Here is a 17998-nt window from a genome sequence, read left to right on the forward strand (position 1 = left end):
GTCCGTTGTCGCGGATCGAGCCGGTCGACATCCGGCTCTGCTGAGGGGTTTCGACGAGCTCAACCACAGACGAACGCGATAATTAGTGGGTGAGCACCGACAGAAAGCCTCGCCGCCCGGATGTCACCGACATCGACCTCGTCGGCGGCAACGAGAAGCGCCACCTCGAGGTCGTCGCCTACGACGAGCGCTGGCCCGCGGTCTTCGGGGAACACCGCGACCGCATCCTCGAAGCATTACACGCGGCCGAGGTCGACGTCGAGCACATCGGTTCCACGTCGGTGCCGGGGCTCGCCGCGAAGCCGATCATCGACATCGTCGTCGCGGTCGACGACATCACCGCCGAGGAGGACTACCTCGAGCAGTTCCTCGCGGCGGGCTACGTTCTGCGCGTTCGCGAACCGGGACACCGCCTCGTGCGCACCCCCGACCGCGACGTGCACGTGCACATCTACGAGAAGGGTGCCGAGGCCGTCGAGAAGTACCTCCGGTTGCGCGACCACCTGCGCACCGATGCGGACGACCGCGAGCTGTACGCCAGCACCAAGCGTGCGCTGATCGGACAGGGCTTCGACGACATGAACGCGTACTCGGATGCGAAGACGGATGTCATCGCGGGGATTTTGGAACGAGCCGTAAAAGCAGATTGAGCCTGTCGAAATCCCTCGTGAGGTTTCGACAGGCTCAACCCGCCAGAACGTTTTCGATACGCGCTGCGGACGGCGCTACTCGACCACCGGGCTAGCTCTTCGGCAGGCCCGGCGGGTTGATCGCGCTCTCGGTGACCGACTCCGAGGTGAGGCCCCAGCGGTCCAGCACCTCCTCGTATTCGCCGCCCGAGATCGCCTCGTTCAGCACGATGCCGACGGACTCGATCAGGCCGTTGTCCTTCGCGGTCGCCGCGGCGATGTCCGCCGTGAGCGGCCAGCCGCCGTTGACTGTGCCGACGAGCTTGGTCTCCCCGTCGACCGCTGCCGCGTAGGCCGCGGTCGCGTTCGGTCCGAAGTTGGCGTCGGCACGGCCCGACTTGAGCGCGAGCGCTCCGCTGGCGGTGTCGTCGAAGTAGAGGTACTCGACCGGGTCGAGGCCCGCTTCGATGTTCTCGGCGTCCCACGCCTGGAGGATCTTCTCCTGGTTGGTGCCCGAGCCGACGATGATGCGCAGGCCCGCGACATCCTTCGCCTCTGTAATCGAGTCAATCGACGAGTCGCTCTTCACGTAGAAGCCGAGCAGGTCTTGACGGTACGATGCGAAGTCGTAGAGTTCTTTGCGCTCGTCGGTGACCGTGACGTTCGACAGGATCAGGTCGTACTTGCCCGACTGGATTCCGAGCGGCCAGTCGGCCCAGGCTGCGGGCTGGATGTTCAGCTCGAGGCCGAGTCCGTCGGCGATGAGCTGGGCGAGGTCGACCTCGTTGCCGATGAGCGTCGTGTCGTCGTCGGCGTAGAGCGCGAGCGGGGCCGCGAACGGCGAGGTGACGACGGTGAGCTTGCCGTCCTCGATCGGCTCGAACCCGCTCGCCTCGAGCGACGCGACGGCCTCGGGGATCTCGTCGAGGTGGATGCGGTCCTGGTCGGCCGTCAGGTTGAACTCGGGAGCGTCGCCCGTGGCCGGGGTGGTTCCCGACGCTTCGGCGTCGCCGCCCGTGGTGCCGAGCGCGAAGGCGGTGATGCCTCCGCCGACGACGACCACGACGGCCGCGGCGCCGATGACGGCGAGGGTCTTCTTTCTGAGTGCCATGAGGGTTTCCTTTGCTGTTACTTGGTGGTGGTCAGAGGACGTTGCCGAGAAATTCTTTGGTGCGTGGATGACGCGGGGTGCCGAGTACCTCGCCCGGGGTGCCCTGCTCGAGGATCACGCCGTGGTCGATGAAGATCACCCGGTCGGAGACGTCGCGGGCGAAGCCGATCTCGTGCGTGACGATCACGAGCGTCGTGCCGAGCTTGGCGAGGTCGCGGATCACGTCGAGAACCTCGCCGACCAGTTCGGGGTCGAGGGCCGAGGTCGGCTCGTCGAACAGCAGCACCTTGGGCTGCAGCGCGAGGGCGCGGGCGATCGCGACCCGCTGCTGCTGTCCGCCGGAGAGCTGACGCGGGTAGGCGTCGGCCTTGTCGCCGAGACCGACCCGATCGAGCAGTCCGGCCGCGAGTTCGCGGGCGTCCGCCTTGCTCAGTCGCTTGAGGGCGACCGGTGCCTCGACGATGTTCTGCAGCGCGGTGAGGTGCGGGAACAGGTTGAAGTTCTGGAACACCATGCCGACCTGCGTGCGCCGGCCGAGGATCTGCTTCTCCTTGAGCTCGTACAGCTTGTCACCGCGGTGCTCGTAGCCGATCAGCGCGCCGTCGATCGTGACCCAGCCGGCGTCGACGGTCTCGAGGTGGTTGATCGTGCGCAGCAGCGTCGACTTGCCCGAGCCCGACGGACCGAGGATCGACACGACCTCGCCCGGCTCGATCGTGAGCGACACGTCGTGCAGCACGTCGACGCCGTTGTAGCTCTTGTGCACGTTGCGGATCTCGACGAGACCCGTGGTCAGTGTTGCGGTGCTCATTTGCCGGCTCCCTTACTGCCGGATGACGCGGGCTTCGGTTCCTCGTCGAGGCGGGCCCACTGCACGGCGACCCACGTCTTCGCCTTCTGGATGGGTGTCGGTGGCAGCACGCGCGCTGCCCCACGGGCGTAGAAGCGCTCGACGTAGAACTGGGCGATCGACAGCACCGTGGTGAGGATCGCGTACCAGACCACCGTCACGAGCAGCATCGGTATGACGTCCTGGTTGCGGTTGTAGATGACCTGCGCCACGTAGAACAGTTCGGAGAGCGCGATGACCGAGATGATCGACGTGCCCTTGAGCAGGCCGATGATCTCGTTGAAGGCGTTGGGCAGAATCGACCGGGCGGCCTGCGGGAGGATGATGCGCGTGATGCGTAGGTGCTGCGGGATCCCGAGGGCGGCCGCGGCTTCGAGCTGGCCCTGGTCGACCGAGAGGATGCCGCCGCGGATGATCTCCGCGGAGTACGCGGCCTGGTGCAGCGAGAGGCCGAGCACGGCGGCGGCGAAAGCGCTCACCAGCACCACGGTCTCCGCTTCGACGAAGTACTCGGTGGTGAACGGGATTCCGAGGCCGATCGTGGGATAGAGGTAGCCGAGGTTGAACCAGACGAGCACCTGCACGAGCAGCGGCACCGAACGGAAGAACCAGATGAACGCCCAGGCGAACCCGCTCAACAGCGGCGACTTGGAGAGGCGCATAAGCGCGAGCACCCCGCCGGCCACGAACCCGATCGAGCCGGCGACGACGGTCAGGATCAGCGTCATCCCGAGCCCACGCATGATGGCGGGCGAGAAGAAGTACGTGCCGAACGTGGGCCAGTCGTAGCCGGGCGTGGTGAACAGCGACCAGATCAGCTGCAGGATGACGAAGCCGGCGATCGCGGAGAGGATCCAGCGCGCCCAGTGGCGGGTGCGCACGACGGGAAGGGCGCCGAAGTCCACCGGTCCCTGAGCCTGTCGAAGGGCGGCTTCGACAGGCGTCCCTTCGACAAGCTCAGGGACCGTTGTCTGCTTGATGTCGGTCATGACAGTTCCTTCTCGAAGTGGTGGTGGATGACGGGTCCGCTCGGGGCGAGCGCCGTGTCCCGAAGCTAGGCGGGTGGCATTTCGGCCGGCAAAATCCCCGCTTCACACTTCGTCATCACGTCACGCGGCGTCATTTTCGTTTTCTCTCCACCGTGATCGGGGAGTGTGGGGGCATGCCAGAAGCCACCGCCGCGACGCTCTCCCTCGCCGTGCTCGGCGCCGGGCCCCGCGGTGTCGGCGTCCTGGAGCGGCTCGCCGCGAACCTCGCGCAACTCGACCCCGGGCGCGATGTGGTCGTGCACCTCGTCGATCCGCACCCGCCGGGCGCCGGACGCATCTGGCGCCGAGCCCAGTCGCCGCTGCTGAAGCTGAACTCGATGGCGCGCGACGTCACGATGTTCACCGACGAGTCCTGCACCATCGACGGCCCCGTCCTCCCCGGACCGTCGCTCGTCGAGTGGGCCGCGCAGGTGCGCTCGGGCGAGATCGACCTGACGATCGACGACCCGGTGGTCGCGCACGAGCTCGAGCACCTCGCCGCCGACTCCTTCCCGACGCGGCGGCTGCAGAGCGAGTACCTCGCCTGGTTCTACCGGCGTGCGGTCGCGGCCCTGCCGGCGACGGTGGTCGAACACGGGGCTGTGGCCGTGCGGGTGGATGACGCAGCCGACGGCACCCAGACCGTGACACTCGACAGCGGGGCGACGCTCGACGTCGACATCGTGCTGTACGCGCTCGGCCACACCGGCGCGGCCCCCGAACCGCAGCACGCGGCCCTCACCGAATTCGCCCACGAGCACGGTCTGCTCTACATCGCCCCCGACTTCACCGCGGACGCCGACACCAGCGCGATCGTCGCGGGCGAGCCGGTGATCGTGCGGGGCATGGGCCTCGCCGCGGTCGACCTCACGGTGCTGCTCACCGAGGGGCGCGGCGGCCGGTTCGTGCCGTCATCCACCCTGCCCGGCCAGCTCGACTATCTGCCGAGCGGCGACGAGCCGCATCTGCTGCTCGGGTCGCGCCGGGGCGTGCCGTACCACTCGAAGATCAGCTCGACCCTCGCCGGGCCCCGACCGGACGCGCGGTACTTCACCGCCGCGGTCGCGAAGGAGCTCGAGGCGTCCAACGACACGCTCGACTTCCGCGGCGACGTGTGGCCGCTCATCGCGAAGGAGCTGCTGTGGGGGTACTACCACGAGCTCTTCGTCGGGCACCCCGACCGGGTGCGGGTGCCGTGGGAGTCGTTCGTGCCGTTCCTCGACCGGTATCGCTGGAACAGCTCGCGGCTGCGGGCCGCAGTCGACGCCGCGGTTCCGAACCCGGTCGACCGGCTCGACCTCGAGCGCTTCGACCGGCCGCTCGACGGGGAGCGCGTCGCCTCGCGCGCGGAGCTGCAGGACAAGCTGCGCTACCACATCGGCCTCGACCTGCACACCCGCAGCGCTCCCGAGCACAGCGCGACGCTCGGCCTGTTCACCTCGGCGCTCTACGCGCTGTTCGACCTCGGCACGATCGTCGACAGCCCCAAGTGGACGGCGCGGTCGCGCGCCTACGACCTGCCGGTGTGGTGGCAGAACTACTTCAGCTACATCGCGAGCGGCCCGCCCGCACACCGGCTCGACGAGCTGCTCGCGCTGTCGCGCGCCGGCGTCGTGGAGTTCCTCGGACCGGATCTGACCGTGCGCGCGCACCCCGCACCGTACTTCGCCGCATCGTCGCCGATCGTGGACGGCGAGGTCAGGGCCCGCGTGCTCGTGGACGCGCGCCTGCCGGTGACGACGTCCCGGCACAGCGACAACCCGGCGCTGCGTTCGCTCGTCGAGTCGGGCGTCGGCGGGGAGGAGCTCGTCGCAGACGCGGACTTCACCGGCTCGACCGGGCGGCTCGTGGTGCGGGTCGGCGACGCGCGGGTGATCACGCCGGACGGGTCGCCGCACCCCCGGCGCTTCGCGGTCGGGCCGTATACCAACGCCCCGTTCGTCGGCGCGTTCTCGCGGCCGGGGACGAACGCGGTGTCGTTCCGCGAGAACGACCGCGTGGCCAGGGCCGTGCTCGAGCTGGCGAGGTCGCTCGCGCGTGAACTCTCGCCCGCCTGAGCGGATCGAGCTCGTCGAAAACCTTGTGTCCGGGTGTCGACAGGCTCAACCCGCCTCGGGCTAGAAGCCCTTTCCCGGGTTCAGCGTTCCCGCGGGGTCGAGCGCCGTCTTGATCGAGGTGTGCATCGCGAGCACGCGCTCGCCGAGTTCCGCGCGGGCGCCGTCGAGCCTGAGCAGGCCGACGCCGTGCTCGCCCGTAACGGTGCCCCCAAGGGCGCGGCAGTCGTCGACGATGCTGTCGAACGCGAGCTTCGCCCGGGCCCGGGCCGCATCGTCGCCCTCCGCGACGATGATGAGCGGGTGCAGGTTGCCGTCGCCCGCGTGGGCGATGTTCGCGATGACCACATCGTGGAGTGCGGCCGTGGCCTGGATGCGCGCCAGCATCTCGGGAACCGCGGACCGCGGCACGCAGATGTCCTCGGTGAGCACTGGGCCGAGACGCTCGAGGGCCGGGTAGGCGAGCCGGCGGGCGAGGAACAGCCGCTCGACCTCGGCCGCATCCGTCGCCCTCTCGACTCCCGTTCCGCCGGCCGCCTCGAAGATCGCGGCGAGCGTGTCGGCGAGCTCGTCGCCCGTGGACCCGCGCTCGTCGACCTTCGCCAGCAGCAGGGTGTCGGCGCCGTGGGGGAGGCCGAGGCCCTGCCAGTCGTCGACCGCGCGCAGGCAGGTGCTGTCGATCAGTTCGAGGGCCGCGGGCACGATTCCCGCGCGCGACACGGCCGCGACCGCCTCGCCCGCCGACGTCAGCGAGGGGAAGTAGCCGATGATCGCCCGTTCTTCACGCCCGTCGAGCGGCAGCAGCGAGAGGGTGAGCCGCGTGATGACGCCGAGCGTTCCCTCCGAGCCCACCATCAACGCCGTGAGGTCGTACCCCGTCACACCCTTCGCGGTGCGGCGGCCGAGTTCGACCACGGAGCCGTCGGCCAGCACCACCGTCATCCCGAGCACGTAATCGCGGGTGACGCCGTACTTCACGCAGGCGATGCCGCCCGCGTTGGTCGCCGCGTTGCCGCCGATGGTCGAGATGCGGAAGCTGGCCGGGTCCGGCGGGTACCAGAGGCCGTGCTGGGCGACCGCTTCGCGCAGGTCGTTGTTGATGACGCCGGGCTCGACCACGACGTACCGTTCGTCGACGTTGACCTCGACGATCGCGGTCATCAGCTCGAGCGACAGCACGATGCAGTTGGCGACGCTGTTGGCGCCGCCCGAGAGTCCGGTACCCGCCCCGCGCGGCACGACACGGATCCCCGCTCCGGCGGCAAAGGCGACGACGGATGACGCTTCCTCGGTAGAGCGGACGAGCACGACCGCGAGAGGGGCCGTGAAGGGCGCCCATTCCGCATCGTCGTGGCTGTAGGCGGCGAGCGCGGCGGCGTCGGTGAGCACCCGGGAGGGATCGACGAGGCGGCCGAGATCGTCGGCGAGGGGGAGCGTGGTGGTGGAAGTCATGACAGCAAAAAACTACACCCGGCATCCGCGCTCGCCCTCGTGCATACACCGGGCCCCGATTCTGACGTCACATAGCCGAAGTGGCTAGTCTGTGTATACATCCACGACGGAGGGGGTCCTATGCGTGCCAGCGACCGGGCCTACTCCGTGCTGCGCGAGGAGATCCTCGACGGCGTGCTCGCGCCGGGCGTCGTGCTCGCCGAGGTCGAACAGGCCGCGCGGCTCGGGGTCTCCCGCACACCGCTGCGCGAGGCGCTCTCCCGGCTGACCGCCGACGGCCTGGTCTCGTCGCACGCCGGGCGCGGTGTCGTCGTCACCGAGGTGTCGATCGCCCGCATCGGCGAGCTCTTCGAGGTCCGGGCCGCGCTCGAGGAACAGGCGGCCCGGCTCGCCGCCCGCCGCCGCGACCCGGCGGTCTTCGAGGCGCTGCGGCAGGACCTGCTCGGGGCGAACGAGCTGCTCGAGCGCGACGATCCGGCACGGCACGAGTACTACGCGCTCGTCGCGCGCCTCGACGCCGCGATCGACGACGCCGTGCAGAACCCGTTCCTCGTCTCCACGCTCGCGGGGGTGCGCACGCACGTCGCCCGCATCCGCCGCCTCTCGCACGACGACCCCGGGCGGCTGCGCGAAGCCGCCCGCGAGCACCTCATGATCGTCGACGCGATCGTCGACGGTTCGGAGTCACTCGCCGCCCACGCCACCCAGCTGCACCTGCACCGCAGCCTCAAGAACATCCTCGGCTCGATCGAAAGGAACCCCCGATGAAGCTCCACCCCGTGCGCGTCTACGCGAGCGACGAGAACCTGCCCCGCGAGCAGCAGCTGGCCTGGAAGATCGCGGAGGTCGCCGCCGACCCCGTCACGGTCACCCCCGAGGTCACCGACATGATCATCAACCGCATCATCGACAACGCGGCGGTCGCCACGGCGAGCCTCACCCGCGCGCCCGCGGTGGCGGCGCGAGCGCAGGCGCAGGACCGCCCGCACCAGCGGGTTGAGCCTGTCGAAACCCCCGGCGGCTCCACCGTCTTCGGCGTCGACGGCCGCTTCCAGCCCGAGTGGGCGGCGTGGGCCAACGGCGTCGCCGTGCGCGAACTCGACTACCACGACACCTTCCTCGCCGCCGAGTACTCGCACCCGGGCGACAACATCCCGCCGATCCTTGCGGTCGCGCAGCACCGGGGCAGCACCGGCGCCGAGCTGGTCGCGGCCATCGCGACGGGCTACGAGATCCAGATCGACCTGGTGAAGGCGATCAGCCTGCACGCGCACAAGATCGACCACGTCGCCCACCTCGGCCCGAGCGCCGCCGCCGGCATTGGAACCCTGCTGGGCCTGCCCGTGGAGACGATCTTCCAGGCCGTCGGCCAGGCGCTGCACACCACGACCGCCACCCGCCAGTCGCGCAAGGGCGAGATCTCGACCTGGAAGGCGCACGCCCCCGCGTTCGCCGGCAAGATGGCGATCGAGGCGGTCGACCGTGCCATGCGCGGACAGACCAGCCCGACCCCGATCTACGAGGGCGAAGACGGCGTCATCGCCTGGCTGCTCGGCGGCACGGAGGCCCGGTACGAGGTGCCCCTGCCCGAGCGCGGTGAGGCCAAGCGCGCCATCCTCGACAGCTACACCAAGGAGCACTCGGCCGAGTACCAGGCGCAGGCGTGGATCGACCTGGCCCGCGCGCTGGGTGCGACATACCCCGCCCTGCGCGATCCGGCGAACGTCGTGGCGGCCGTGCTGCACACCAGCCACCACACCCACTACGTCATCGGCTCGGGTGCGAACGACCCGCAGAAGTACGACCCCACCGCGAGCCGGGAGACGCTCGACCACTCGATCCCGTACATCTTCACCGTCGCGCTGCAGGACGGCGAGTGGCACCACGAGCGCTCGTACGCTCCCGAGCGCGCCGCCCGCCCCGACACCGTCGAGCTGTGGAACAAGGTCACCACGCGCGAGGACGCCGAGTGGACGCGCCGCTACCACTCCATCGACCCCGCCGAGAAGGCGTTCGGCGGACGCGTCGAGATCGAGCTCGCCGACGGCACCCGCATCGTCGAGGAGATCGCCGTCGCCGACGCGCACCCCCTCGGGGCCCGGCCGTTCGCCCGGGAGCAGTACGTCGCCAAGTTCCGCGCGCTCGCCGAGGGTGTGCTCGACGACGCCGAGATCGAGCGCTTCCTCGCGCTCGTGCAGCGCCTGCCCGAGCTCACCGCCGAGGAGCTCGGCGGCCTCACCGTCACCGTCGCCGGCCTGCCCGTCGGCCCCCGCGGCCTCTTCTAACCGTCACGCGGGTTGAGCCGGTCGAAACCGCCATCAGGTTTCGACAGGCTCAACCCCCGGACACCCCGAAAGGACACCCCATGCTCTACACCTCCGTCACCCCCGCCGACAAGCGCGCCGCCCTGCGCGCCGCCCTCGCGAGCGGCGAGCTGCTGCGCTTCCCCGGCGCGTTCAACCCGCTCTCCGCGCGCCTCATCGGCGAGAAGGGCTTCGAGGGTGTCTACATCTCCGGCGCCGTGATCAGCGCCGACCTGGGACTGCCCGACATCGGGCTCACCACGCTCACCGAGGTCGCCGGCCGCGCCGCCCAGATCTCGCGCATGACCGACCTGCCGACGCTCGTCGACGCGGACACCGGTTTCGGCGAACCGATGAACGTCGCCCGCACCGTGCAGCAGCTCGAAGACGCCGGCGTCGCGGGACTGCACATCGAGGACCAGGTCAATCCGAAGCGCTGCGGCCACCTCGACGGCAAGGCCGTGGTCGACGCCGACACCGCGATCAAACGCATCCGTGCCGCGGTTGCCGCCCGCCGCGACCCCAACCTGCTGATCATGGCACGGACCGACATCCGTGCCCTCGACGGCCTCGACTCGGCCATCGACAGGGCCAAGGCCCTGGTGGATGCCGGAGCCGACGCCATCTTCCCGGAAGCGATGGTCGACCTGACCGAGTTCGAGGCGGTGCGGGCCGCGGTCGACGTGCCGATCCTCGCCAACATGACGGAGTTCGGCAAGAGCGAGCTCTTCACCAACCGGCAGCTCGCCGACGTGGGCGTCAACATCGTGATCTATCCGGTGAGCCTGCTGCGCCTCGCGATGGGTGCCGCCGAACGCGGGCTCGACACGATCCTCGCCGAGGGCAGCCTCGAGAGCCGCGTACCCGAGATGCAGACCCGCGCCCGCCTCTACGAGCTGCTCGACTACCAGAGTTACGGCTCGTTCGACGACGGAGTTTTCAACTTCACCCTCGACGGCAATCGCGGCTAGCTTTAGACGACGAGCACGGAGCGAGGGAGCACCATGAGCGACACAGAAATCCGCAAGGGCCTGGCCGGCGTCGTCGTCGACACGACCGCCATCTCCAAGGTCAACCCCGAGACCAACTCGCTGCTCTACCGCGGCTACCCCGTGCAGGAGCTCGCCGAGAAGTGCACCTTCGAAGAGGTGGCATACCTGCTCTGGAACGGCGACCTGCCGACCCCCGAACAGCTCGCCGAGTTCGAGACACTGGAGCGCTCGCAGCGCGCGCTGGGCCCCACGGTCAAACGGGTCATCGACGACCTTCCGCTGACCGCGCACCCCATGGACGTCGTACGCACGGCGGTGAGCGTCATCGGGGCGAGCGACCCGGATGCCGGTGTGTCGACACCCGCGGACAACCTGCGTAAATCGATCGCCCTGTTCGCCCAGCTGCCGGCGATCGTGGCCTATGACCAGCGTCGCCGCCGTGGGGAACACCTCGTCGAGCCGCGGGACGACCTCGGCTACTCGGCGAACTTCCTGCACATGACGTTCGGCGACGTGCCCGACCTCGTCGTGGTGAACGCGTTCGACGTGTCGATGATCCTCTACGCCGAGCACTCGTTCAACGCGTCGACGTTCACCGCCCGTGTGATCACCTCGACCCTCGCGGACCTGTATTCCGCGGTGACCGGCGCGGTCGGCGCGCTCAAGGGCGCGCTGCACGGCGGCGCGAACGAGGCCGTGATGCACGTGTTCGACGAGATCGGCACGGCCGACCGCGCCGTCGCGTGGCTCGACACGGCGCTCGCCGAGAAGCGCAAGGTCATGGGATTCGGTCACCGTGTGTACAAGAACGGCGACTCGCGGGTGCCGACCATGAAGGCGGCGCTCGACACGCTCGTCGCGGAGTACGACAGCCCCGAGCTCGGCCACCTCTACGAAACCCTCGAGGCGGCGATGGGGGAGCGCAAGAACATCAAGCCCAACCTCGACTACCCGAGCGGCCCCGCCTACCACCTGATGGGGTTCGACACCCTCACCTTCACGCCGCTCTTCGTGGCCGCGCGCGTCACCGGCTGGACAGCGCACATCATGGAGCAGCTCGAGGCGAACTCGCTGATCCGTCCGCTGAGCGAGTACGTGGGGGCGGAGGAACGGCACATCACGTCCGTCGCGGATTGAGCTCGTCGAAATCCCCTCCGTGCGTAACGCAACGGAACAAACGAGCGCCCGCGCACCAGACTTGGCACCCTTGAGAGCACACAGCAGCACTATCTGACTCTTAAGGAACCACCCATGTCTAACCAGACACCCCTCGTCGCCGCGCCCAAGAAGCGCGGCCGACTGATCGCCGTCATCGTGATCGCCGTCCTCGTCGTCGCCGCGATCGTCGTCGCCATCTCCGTCGCCGTCGGTTCGAACAGCAACTCCTCGGGCCTCGGCTCCGAGAGCGACCCCGTCAAGCTCGGCGTCGTCGGCGCGAGCGACCCCTACTGGGACGTCTTCAAGGACGCCGCCGAAGAAGAGGGCATTTTCGTCGACATCAGCGACTTCACCGACTATGCGCAGCCGAACCCCGCGTTGACCGAGGGTGACCTCGACCTCAACCAGTTCCAGCACATCATCTACCTGGCGCAGTACAACGTCTCCGCCGACGAGGACCTCGCGCCCATCGGTGCGACCGCGATCTACCCGCTGTCGCTCTACTCGACCAAGTACACCTCGGTCGACGACATCGAAGAGGGCGAGACCGTCGCCATCCCGAGCGACGCGAGCAACCTCGCCCGCGGCCTCCTCGTGCTGCAGGCCGCCGGCCTGGTCGAGCTCGAAGACGGCGGCAGCCCCTTCTCCACGGTCGACGACGTACTCGACACCTCCAAGGTCGAGGTCATCACGCTCGAGGCAGCCCTCACGCCCACCTCGCTCCCCGACGTCGCCGCCGCGATCATCAACAACGACTTCGTCGAGGACGCCGGCCTGAGCTTCGACGACGCGATCGCCACCGACGACCCGACCGACCCGAGCGCGCAGCCGTACATCAACATCTTCGCCGCCCGCGCGGAGGACAAGGACAACGAGACCCTGCTCAAGCTGGTCGACATCTTCCAGAACACGACGGCCGTCACCGACGGTGTCGTCGAGGTCTCGGGCGGAACCGCCGAGCTCGTCCAGACCCCGGTGAGCGAGCTCGAAGAATCGCTGGCCAGCGTGCAGGACGACTACGCGGCAGCACAGTAACCCGCTCCACAGCAGCACACCCGGTCGGGATGCCGGCAGCCACACCGCTGCCGGCATCCCGCCGCGGCCGTTAACGACGAACAGGCGAACACCACCCATGTCCATCATCCAGATCACCGACGTCACGAAGGTGTTCCCCGCCCGGAGCAAGGCGGAAACCCCGCTCGCCGCTCTCGACGGCGTCAGCCTCGACATCGAGAAGGGCGACATCTACGGCATCATCGGCTACTCGGGCGCCGGCAAGTCGACGCTCGTGCGGCTCATCAACGCCCTCGAGAAACCGACCTCCGGCAGCGTCGTCGTCGACGGCGTCGAGGTGAGCGCCCTGCGCGAGTCCGCCCTGCGCAGCGTGCGGCTCGGCATCGGCATGGTCTTCCAGCAGTTCAACCTCTTCAACTCGCGCACCGTGTGGGGCAACATCGAGTACCCGCTCACGGTGGCCGGCGTCCCGAAGGAGCAGCACCAGGCGCGCATCTCCGAACTGCTGCACTTCGTCGGCCTCGTCGAGCACGCCCACGCGTACCCCGACCAGCTCTCCGGCGGACAGAAGCAGCGCGTCGGCATCGCGCGGGCACTCGCCACCTCTCCCGCCATCCTGCTCGCCGACGAAGCGACGAGCGCTCTCGATCCGGAGACCACCCGCGAGGTGCTCACCCTGCTCAAGCGTGTCAACGAGGAGTTCGGCATCACGATCGTCGTGATCACCCACGAGATGGAAGTGATTCGCTCGATCGCCCACAAGGTCGCCGTGATGGAGAAGGGCCGCATCGTCGAGCGGGGGGATGTCTTCGACATCTTCTCCGCGCCCGTCGCGGAGGCGACGAAGAGGTTCGTCTCCACGATCGTGACGTCGGTGCCGGAGGGGGATTCGCTCGATGCACTGCGGCTGCGTCATCCGGGCCGCATCGTCACCTTCTCGTTCGCCGACGGGAGTACCGCCCAGTCGGCGGTGTTCCTCACCCTCGGCGACGCCGAGGTCGGCTTCGAGCTGATCTACGGCGGCATCAACGAGGTGCAGGCCAAGACGTTCGGCCACCTGACGCTCGCCCTCACCGGCGACGACGCCAGCATCGACGGGGCGCTCGCGCGCATCGCCGAGGTCGCGACCGTGACGGAGGTGAAGTGATGGACCGCCTGATCGAACTGCTGCCCGACCTGTGGGTCGCCTTCGGCGAGACTCTGTACATCGTCGGTATCGCCATGCTCGCCGGCGGGTTCGCCGGCCTCGTGCTCGGCCTCGGGCTCTACGTGACGCGGCGGGGGAGCATCCTCGAGAACAAGTGGGTCTTCGGGGTGTTGAACTTCATCGTCAACACGTTCCGGCCGATCCCGTTCATCATCTTCATCGCCGCCGTGCAACCGCTGGCCCGTGTCGTCGTCGGCACCGGTATCGGCAACAACGCGCTGACCTTCGGACTCGCCCTCGCGGCGACGTTCGCGATCAGCCGCATCGTGGAGCAGAACCTGCTCACCGTGCAGCCCGGCGTGATCGAGGCGGCACGTTCGGTGGGTGCGGGACCGTTCCGCATCATCGGCACGATCCTGCTGCCGGAGGCGCTCGGGCCGCTGATCCTCGGCTACACGTTCATCTTCGTCGCGGTCACCGACATGTCGGCGGTCGCCGGCCTCATCGGCGGCGGCGGGCTCGGCAACTTCGCGATCCAGTACGGCTACCGGCTGTTCAACCCGTGGGTGACCTGGGCCGCGGTGGTCATCATCATCGTGCTGATCCAGGCCGCGCAGCTGCTCGGCAACTGGCTGGGGCGCCGGGTGATGCGGCGGTAGATCCTTCGCAGCGGGTTGGGCTTATCGGAACCCCGGGTTTCGACAGGCTCAACCCGCGAGGATCACCCTGACCCCGGGCGGCGTCTCCACCAGCAGCCCGCTGCCCTCGAACGCCCGCTCGAGCTGCTCCCGGGTTTCGCTGAAATGCTCCCAGTGCTCGGTGTGCAGGCCGACCACGCGGGTGGCCTGCAGAGTGGATGCCGCGGCCGCGGCATCCGTCGATGTCAGGGTCAGCGCGCCCTCGATGCGTGGCACGCGGGCGGCACCCGCGAACAACACGGCGATGTCGACGCCGCCGAAGTGGTCGGCGATCTGCTCGACCAGGGCGAGCGACGCGTTGTCGCCGCTGACGTAGACCCGCGGGTGCCCCACGGCCTCGAGCACGAAGCCGGTCACCGGCCCGACGAGCGGCTCGCTGCCGGGAGGGCCGTGCAACGCGGGCACGGCGGTGACCGTGACTCCGCCGATCGCGACCTCCTCCCACGAGTCGAGCCCCTCGACCGAGCCGCCGAAGAGCGCGCTCGCGGCCTGCATCGTGCTGAGCGTGCGCACGCCGGTGGCGATGAGCTCGAGGCCCTCGTAGTCGAGGTTGTCGCGATGGGCGTGGTGCGACAGCAGGATCAGGTCGACCGCGGGCAGATCCGCCCGCTCGACAGCGGGACCGACGGTCTTGACGAGCGTCGAGCTGCCCGGCTCGGAGTAGACGCCGGGAGGGTCGAACGTGGGGTCGGTCACGATCGTGAGACCCCCATACTCGATAATCGCCGTGGGTCCACCGATGTAGGTAATGGCTGTCGTAGGCACACAGCGAGCCTACGCTTTAGGCATGGCCAATCGACTAGCGTCCGCTGTGAGTCCGTACCTCCGATCGCACGCCGACAACCCGGTGGACTGGTTCGAGTGGGGGACCGAGGCATTCGACGAGGCCCGCCGCCGCGAGGTGCCCGTGCTCGTGTCGATCGGCTACTCCACCTGCCACTGGTGCCACGTGATGGCGCGCGAAAGTTTCAGCGACCCCGTGCTCGCGTCGTACCTGAATGACAACTTCGTCGCGATCAAGGTCGACCGCGAGGAGTATCCCGACGTCGACGCGAGCTACCTCGCCGCCGCCAGCGCCTTCACGTCCAACCTCGGCTGGCCGCTCAACGTGTTCGTCACACCCGGCGGCGAGACGTTTTACGCCGGCACCTACTTCCCTCCGCAGCCTGTCGCCCCGCACCCCGCGTTCCGCCAGGTGCTCGAGGCCGTGAACGACGCGTGGACCCATCGCCGCGCCGAGGCCGAGGGCAACGCCGCCCACATCGCCGGCGCGCTGCGGGCGCTCGGCGACCGCGAACCCGGACCGCTGCCGGGCGCGGCCGAGTTCGACGCGATCGTCGCGGAACTGCTGCATTACGAGGACACCGAGTTCGGCGGCTTCGGCGGCGCCCCCAAGTTCCCGGTCGCCACGGTCGTCGACCTCCTCCTCGACCGGGGCAGTGTGGGGGATGCCGCGGCGCAGGCCCTCGGCGAACGCACCCTCGCGGCGATGGCCGACTCACCGCTGCGCGACCGCATCGAGGGTGGCTTCTTCCGCTACTCGACCATGCGCGACTGGAGCGACCCGCACTACGAACGCATGCTCTACGACAACGCGCTGCTGCTCGGCGCGTACTCGCGCGTGGGGCGTCACGACGTGGCCGAGGGCATCGCCTCGTTCCTCATCTCGGTCATGCAGCAGGAGGGCGGCGGTTTCGCCTCCGCGCAGGACAGCGAGAGCACCGTCGACGGTGTGCGGGTCGAGGGCGGGTACTACGCGCTCGACGTCGACGACCGCGCGGCGCAGGCGCCGCCGGCCCTCGACCGCAAGATCCTCACCGGCTGGAACGGTCTCGCGATCGAGGCACTCGCCGCCGCGGGCAACCGGCTCGACCGCCCCGAGTGGGTCGCCGCCGCCCGCCGCGCCGCCGACTACCTGCTCGAGAACCACGTGCTGCCCGACCGGCTCGTGCGCGCCTCGATCGACGGCACCGTCTCGGCCGCGCGCGCGACGCTCGAGGACTACGGCATGTTCGCGGGCGCGCTGCTCGAGCTCGCGCTGGCGACGGGGGAGGCCCGCTACGCGGTCGAGGGGCGCGCGCTGATCGACGCGGCGCTCACCTCGGTCGCTGAGCTAGTCGAAGCGCCCGGCCCTTCGACAGGCTCAGGGACCGCCTTCACCGTCCCCGGAGGCGCCGACCCCGTGCTCGCCGCCCACGGACTCGCCCTCGCGAGCGACCCGAGCGAGGGCGCCTACCCGAGCGGGATCAGCGCCATGGCCGCCGCCGCGCAGCGCCTGTACTCGCTCACCGCCGACCCCCGCTACCTCGCCGCCGCGACCGACGCCATGGCGGGGTTCGCCCCGCTCGCGGTGCAGCGTCCGATCGCGTTCGGCGCCGCGCTCGGCGTGATGAGCGCGCTCGGCGCGGAGTCGAGCCAGCTCGTCGTCGTGACCGGTACGCGGTCGCACGACGGGGAGGACGTGGCATCGGTCGCCCGTGCCTGGCAGCGGTCGGGTGCCGTGGTCGGCGTCGTGACGGCGGAGCAGGCGCTCGTATTCGCCGACGCGGGGTTCGAGCTGTTCGAGGGCCGGGTGAGCCGCGACGGTCTCGCGACCGCCTACCTCTGCCGCGACTTCGTCTGCGCGTTGCCCGTCACGGATGCGGCATCCCTCTTGGCAACCCTGCCGTAGGCGGGGACTACGCCGCCGTGACCACCACGGGAGCCTCGGGGTCGGCGACCCACTCGTTGAGCGAGCCGTCGAAGATCGCCACGTCGGTGTGGCCCAGCAGGGTGAGGGCGAGCGCGTCGGACGACGAGGCGATGCCGCCCGCGCAGTAGGTGACGACGCGGTCGAGTTCGAGCAGCGGCGCGAAGGTCGTGCGCAGCGTCTCGAGGGGCAGCAACGCCTTGGTGTCGCGGTCGACGATGCGGCCGGCGGGGATGCTGAGGCTGCCGGGGATGTGGCCGAGCCGCGAGCGGTGGCCGTCCTCGCCGGTGAACTCCTTGGGCGGCAGTGCGCAGAGCAGCGGGCCGTCCTGCGCGACGATCGCCTCGACCTCGGCTTTGTCTGCCCAGAGCTCGGGGCGCTCGGCGGTCACGGTGAATCCGCCGACGGCGGGTTGCACGTGGCCGACCTCGAGCTCGCGTCCGTCGAGCTTCCAGCTCGTGAGGCCGCCGTCGAGCACCGCGACGTTGTCGTAGCCGAACGAGCGGAACAGCCACCAGATGCGGGCGGCCCACTGCCCGACGACCGCGTCGTAGGCGACGACGGTCGTGTCGTTGGTGATGCCGAGCGCGGAAGCGGCCGCGGCGAACCGGGCGGCGTCGGGGCGGGTGAACGGGTACGGGCCGTTCGGATCGGCGAAGTCCTCGAGCGCGTCGGCGAAGACGGCGCCGGGGATGTGCCCGGTGACGAGGTACTCCTCGTGCCCGCTCAGGTAGCCCGCGTGCCCGCCCGGCGCCAGATACGGCAACGCCGTCGCGTCGAGAACCACGAGGTTCTCGCTGCCGAGGTGGTCGGCCAGCCACTGGGTGCTGACGACGGGTGAAGAGAGCAGCGGGCCGGGAGAAGTCATGGCTT

At 69.4% G+C, this 17998-nt stretch carries 16 protein-coding genes; 10 read left to right on the forward strand and 6 right to left on the reverse strand.

Going from position 1 to position 17998, the window contains the following annotated elements:
• Nucleotides 1-89: 89 nt before the first annotated feature.
• Nucleotides 90-650, forward strand: coding sequence for a GrpB family protein (locus tag HD599_RS02660; RefSeq protein WP_184233399.1), 561 nt, complete (start codon nucleotides 90-92; stop codon nucleotides 648-650).
• Nucleotides 651-741: 91 nt separating this feature from the next.
• Here the strand turns inward: HD599_RS02660 and HD599_RS02665 are convergent, their stop codons facing one another.
• Genes HD599_RS02665 through HD599_RS02675 form a run of 3 tightly spaced genes read right to left on the reverse strand, consistent with a single transcriptional unit; the run spans nucleotide 742 to nucleotide 3579 of the window.
• Nucleotides 742-1740 carry an ABC transporter substrate-binding protein gene (locus HD599_RS02665; RefSeq protein ID WP_184233401.1) on the reverse strand — a complete coding sequence of 333 codons (999 nt, stop codon included), beginning with the start codon at nucleotides 1738-1740 and terminating at the stop codon, nucleotides 742-744.
• A 31-nt stretch (nucleotides 1741-1771) separates the two neighbouring features.
• Nucleotides 1772-2551 carry an amino acid ABC transporter ATP-binding protein gene (locus tag HD599_RS02670; RefSeq protein WP_184233403.1) on the reverse strand — a complete coding sequence of 260 codons (780 nt, stop codon included), beginning with the start codon at nucleotides 2549-2551 and terminating at the stop codon, nucleotides 1772-1774.
• Nucleotides 2548-3579, reverse strand: a complete 1032-nt coding sequence (locus HD599_RS02675) for an amino acid ABC transporter permease (protein WP_184233405.1) — start codon at nucleotides 3577-3579, stop codon at nucleotides 2548-2550. Before HD599_RS02675 ends, HD599_RS02670 begins: the two co-directional genes overlap by 4 nt.
• A gap of 173 nt (nucleotides 3580-3752) precedes the next feature.
• Here HD599_RS02675 and HD599_RS02680 point away from each other — a divergent pair, with 173 nt between their 5' ends.
• Entirely contained in the window at nucleotides 3753-5675 is a 1923-nt protein-coding gene (locus HD599_RS02680; RefSeq protein ID WP_184233407.1) for an FAD/NAD(P)-binding protein, read from the forward strand.
• A 60-nt stretch (nucleotides 5676-5735) separates the two neighbouring features.
• Here HD599_RS02680 and HD599_RS02685 read toward each other — a convergent pair whose 3' ends face one another.
• Nucleotides 5736-7124, reverse strand: coding sequence for an FAD-binding oxidoreductase (locus HD599_RS02685; protein WP_184233409.1), 1389 nt, complete (start codon nucleotides 7122-7124; stop codon nucleotides 5736-5738).
• 120 nt (nucleotides 7125-7244) lie between these two features.
• Between HD599_RS02685 and HD599_RS02690 the strand changes: the two genes are divergently transcribed.
• The 7 genes from HD599_RS02690 (at nucleotide 7245) to HD599_RS02720 (ending at nucleotide 14397) form a co-directional block, all read left to right on the forward strand.
• Nucleotides 7245-7892 (forward strand): GntR family transcriptional regulator, encoded by a 648-nt coding sequence (locus HD599_RS02690; RefSeq protein ID WP_184233410.1) that lies wholly within the window; start codon nucleotides 7245-7247, stop codon nucleotides 7890-7892.
• The gene (locus HD599_RS02695) at nucleotides 7889-9409 is read left to right on the forward strand and encodes an MmgE/PrpD family protein (protein ID WP_184233411.1); all 1521 of its coding nucleotides are present in this window, start codon (nucleotides 7889-7891) and stop codon (nucleotides 9407-9409) included. Before HD599_RS02690 ends, HD599_RS02695 begins: the two co-directional genes overlap by 4 nt.
• 80 nt (nucleotides 9410-9489) lie before the next feature.
• The gene (gene prpB, locus HD599_RS02700; RefSeq protein WP_184233413.1) at nucleotides 9490-10398 is read left to right on the forward strand and encodes a methylisocitrate lyase; all 909 of its coding nucleotides are present in this window, start codon (nucleotides 9490-9492) and stop codon (nucleotides 10396-10398) included.
• A gap of 33 nt (nucleotides 10399-10431) precedes the next feature.
• A complete protein-coding gene (locus HD599_RS02705; RefSeq protein ID WP_184233415.1) occupies nucleotides 10432-11556 on the forward strand; it encodes a bifunctional 2-methylcitrate synthase/citrate synthase in 1125 nt (374 codons plus the stop codon).
• 114 nt (nucleotides 11557-11670) lie between these two features.
• Nucleotides 11671-12612 carry a MetQ/NlpA family ABC transporter substrate-binding protein gene (locus HD599_RS02710; RefSeq protein WP_184233417.1) on the forward strand — a complete coding sequence of 314 codons (942 nt, stop codon included), beginning with the start codon at nucleotides 11671-11673 and terminating at the stop codon, nucleotides 12610-12612.
• Between the two features lie 97 nt (nucleotides 12613-12709).
• Nucleotides 12710-13738 (forward strand): methionine ABC transporter ATP-binding protein, encoded by a 1029-nt coding sequence (locus HD599_RS02715; protein ID WP_184233419.1) that lies wholly within the window; start codon nucleotides 12710-12712, stop codon nucleotides 13736-13738.
• Complete coding sequence (locus HD599_RS02720) at nucleotides 13738-14397, forward strand: methionine ABC transporter permease (RefSeq protein WP_184233421.1); 660 nt, start codon at nucleotides 13738-13740, stop codon at nucleotides 14395-14397. The genes HD599_RS02715 and HD599_RS02720 overlap by 1 nt, the downstream gene beginning before the upstream one ends.
• A 48-nt stretch (nucleotides 14398-14445) precedes the next feature.
• Here the strand turns inward: HD599_RS02720 and HD599_RS02725 are convergent, their stop codons facing one another.
• Nucleotides 14446-15201 (reverse strand): MBL fold metallo-hydrolase, encoded by a 756-nt coding sequence (locus HD599_RS02725; protein WP_184233423.1) that lies wholly within the window; start codon nucleotides 15199-15201, stop codon nucleotides 14446-14448.
• Between the two features lie 22 nt (nucleotides 15202-15223).
• Between HD599_RS02725 and HD599_RS02730 the strand changes: the two genes are divergently transcribed.
• Nucleotides 15224-17107, forward strand: coding sequence for a thioredoxin domain-containing protein (locus HD599_RS02730; protein ID WP_184233425.1), 1884 nt, complete (start codon nucleotides 15224-15226; stop codon nucleotides 17105-17107).
• Nucleotides 17108-17114: 7 nt separating this feature from the next.
• Here HD599_RS02730 and HD599_RS02735 read toward each other — a convergent pair whose 3' ends face one another.
• Nucleotides 17115-17993, reverse strand: a complete 879-nt coding sequence (locus HD599_RS02735; RefSeq protein ID WP_184233427.1) for a sulfurtransferase — start codon at nucleotides 17991-17993, stop codon at nucleotides 17115-17117.
• Nucleotides 17994-17998 lie beyond the last annotated feature (5 nt).

This window comes from Conyzicola lurida, assembly GCF_014204935.1.
Classification (GTDB): Bacteria; Actinomycetota; Actinomycetes; order Actinomycetales; family Microbacteriaceae; genus Conyzicola; species Conyzicola lurida.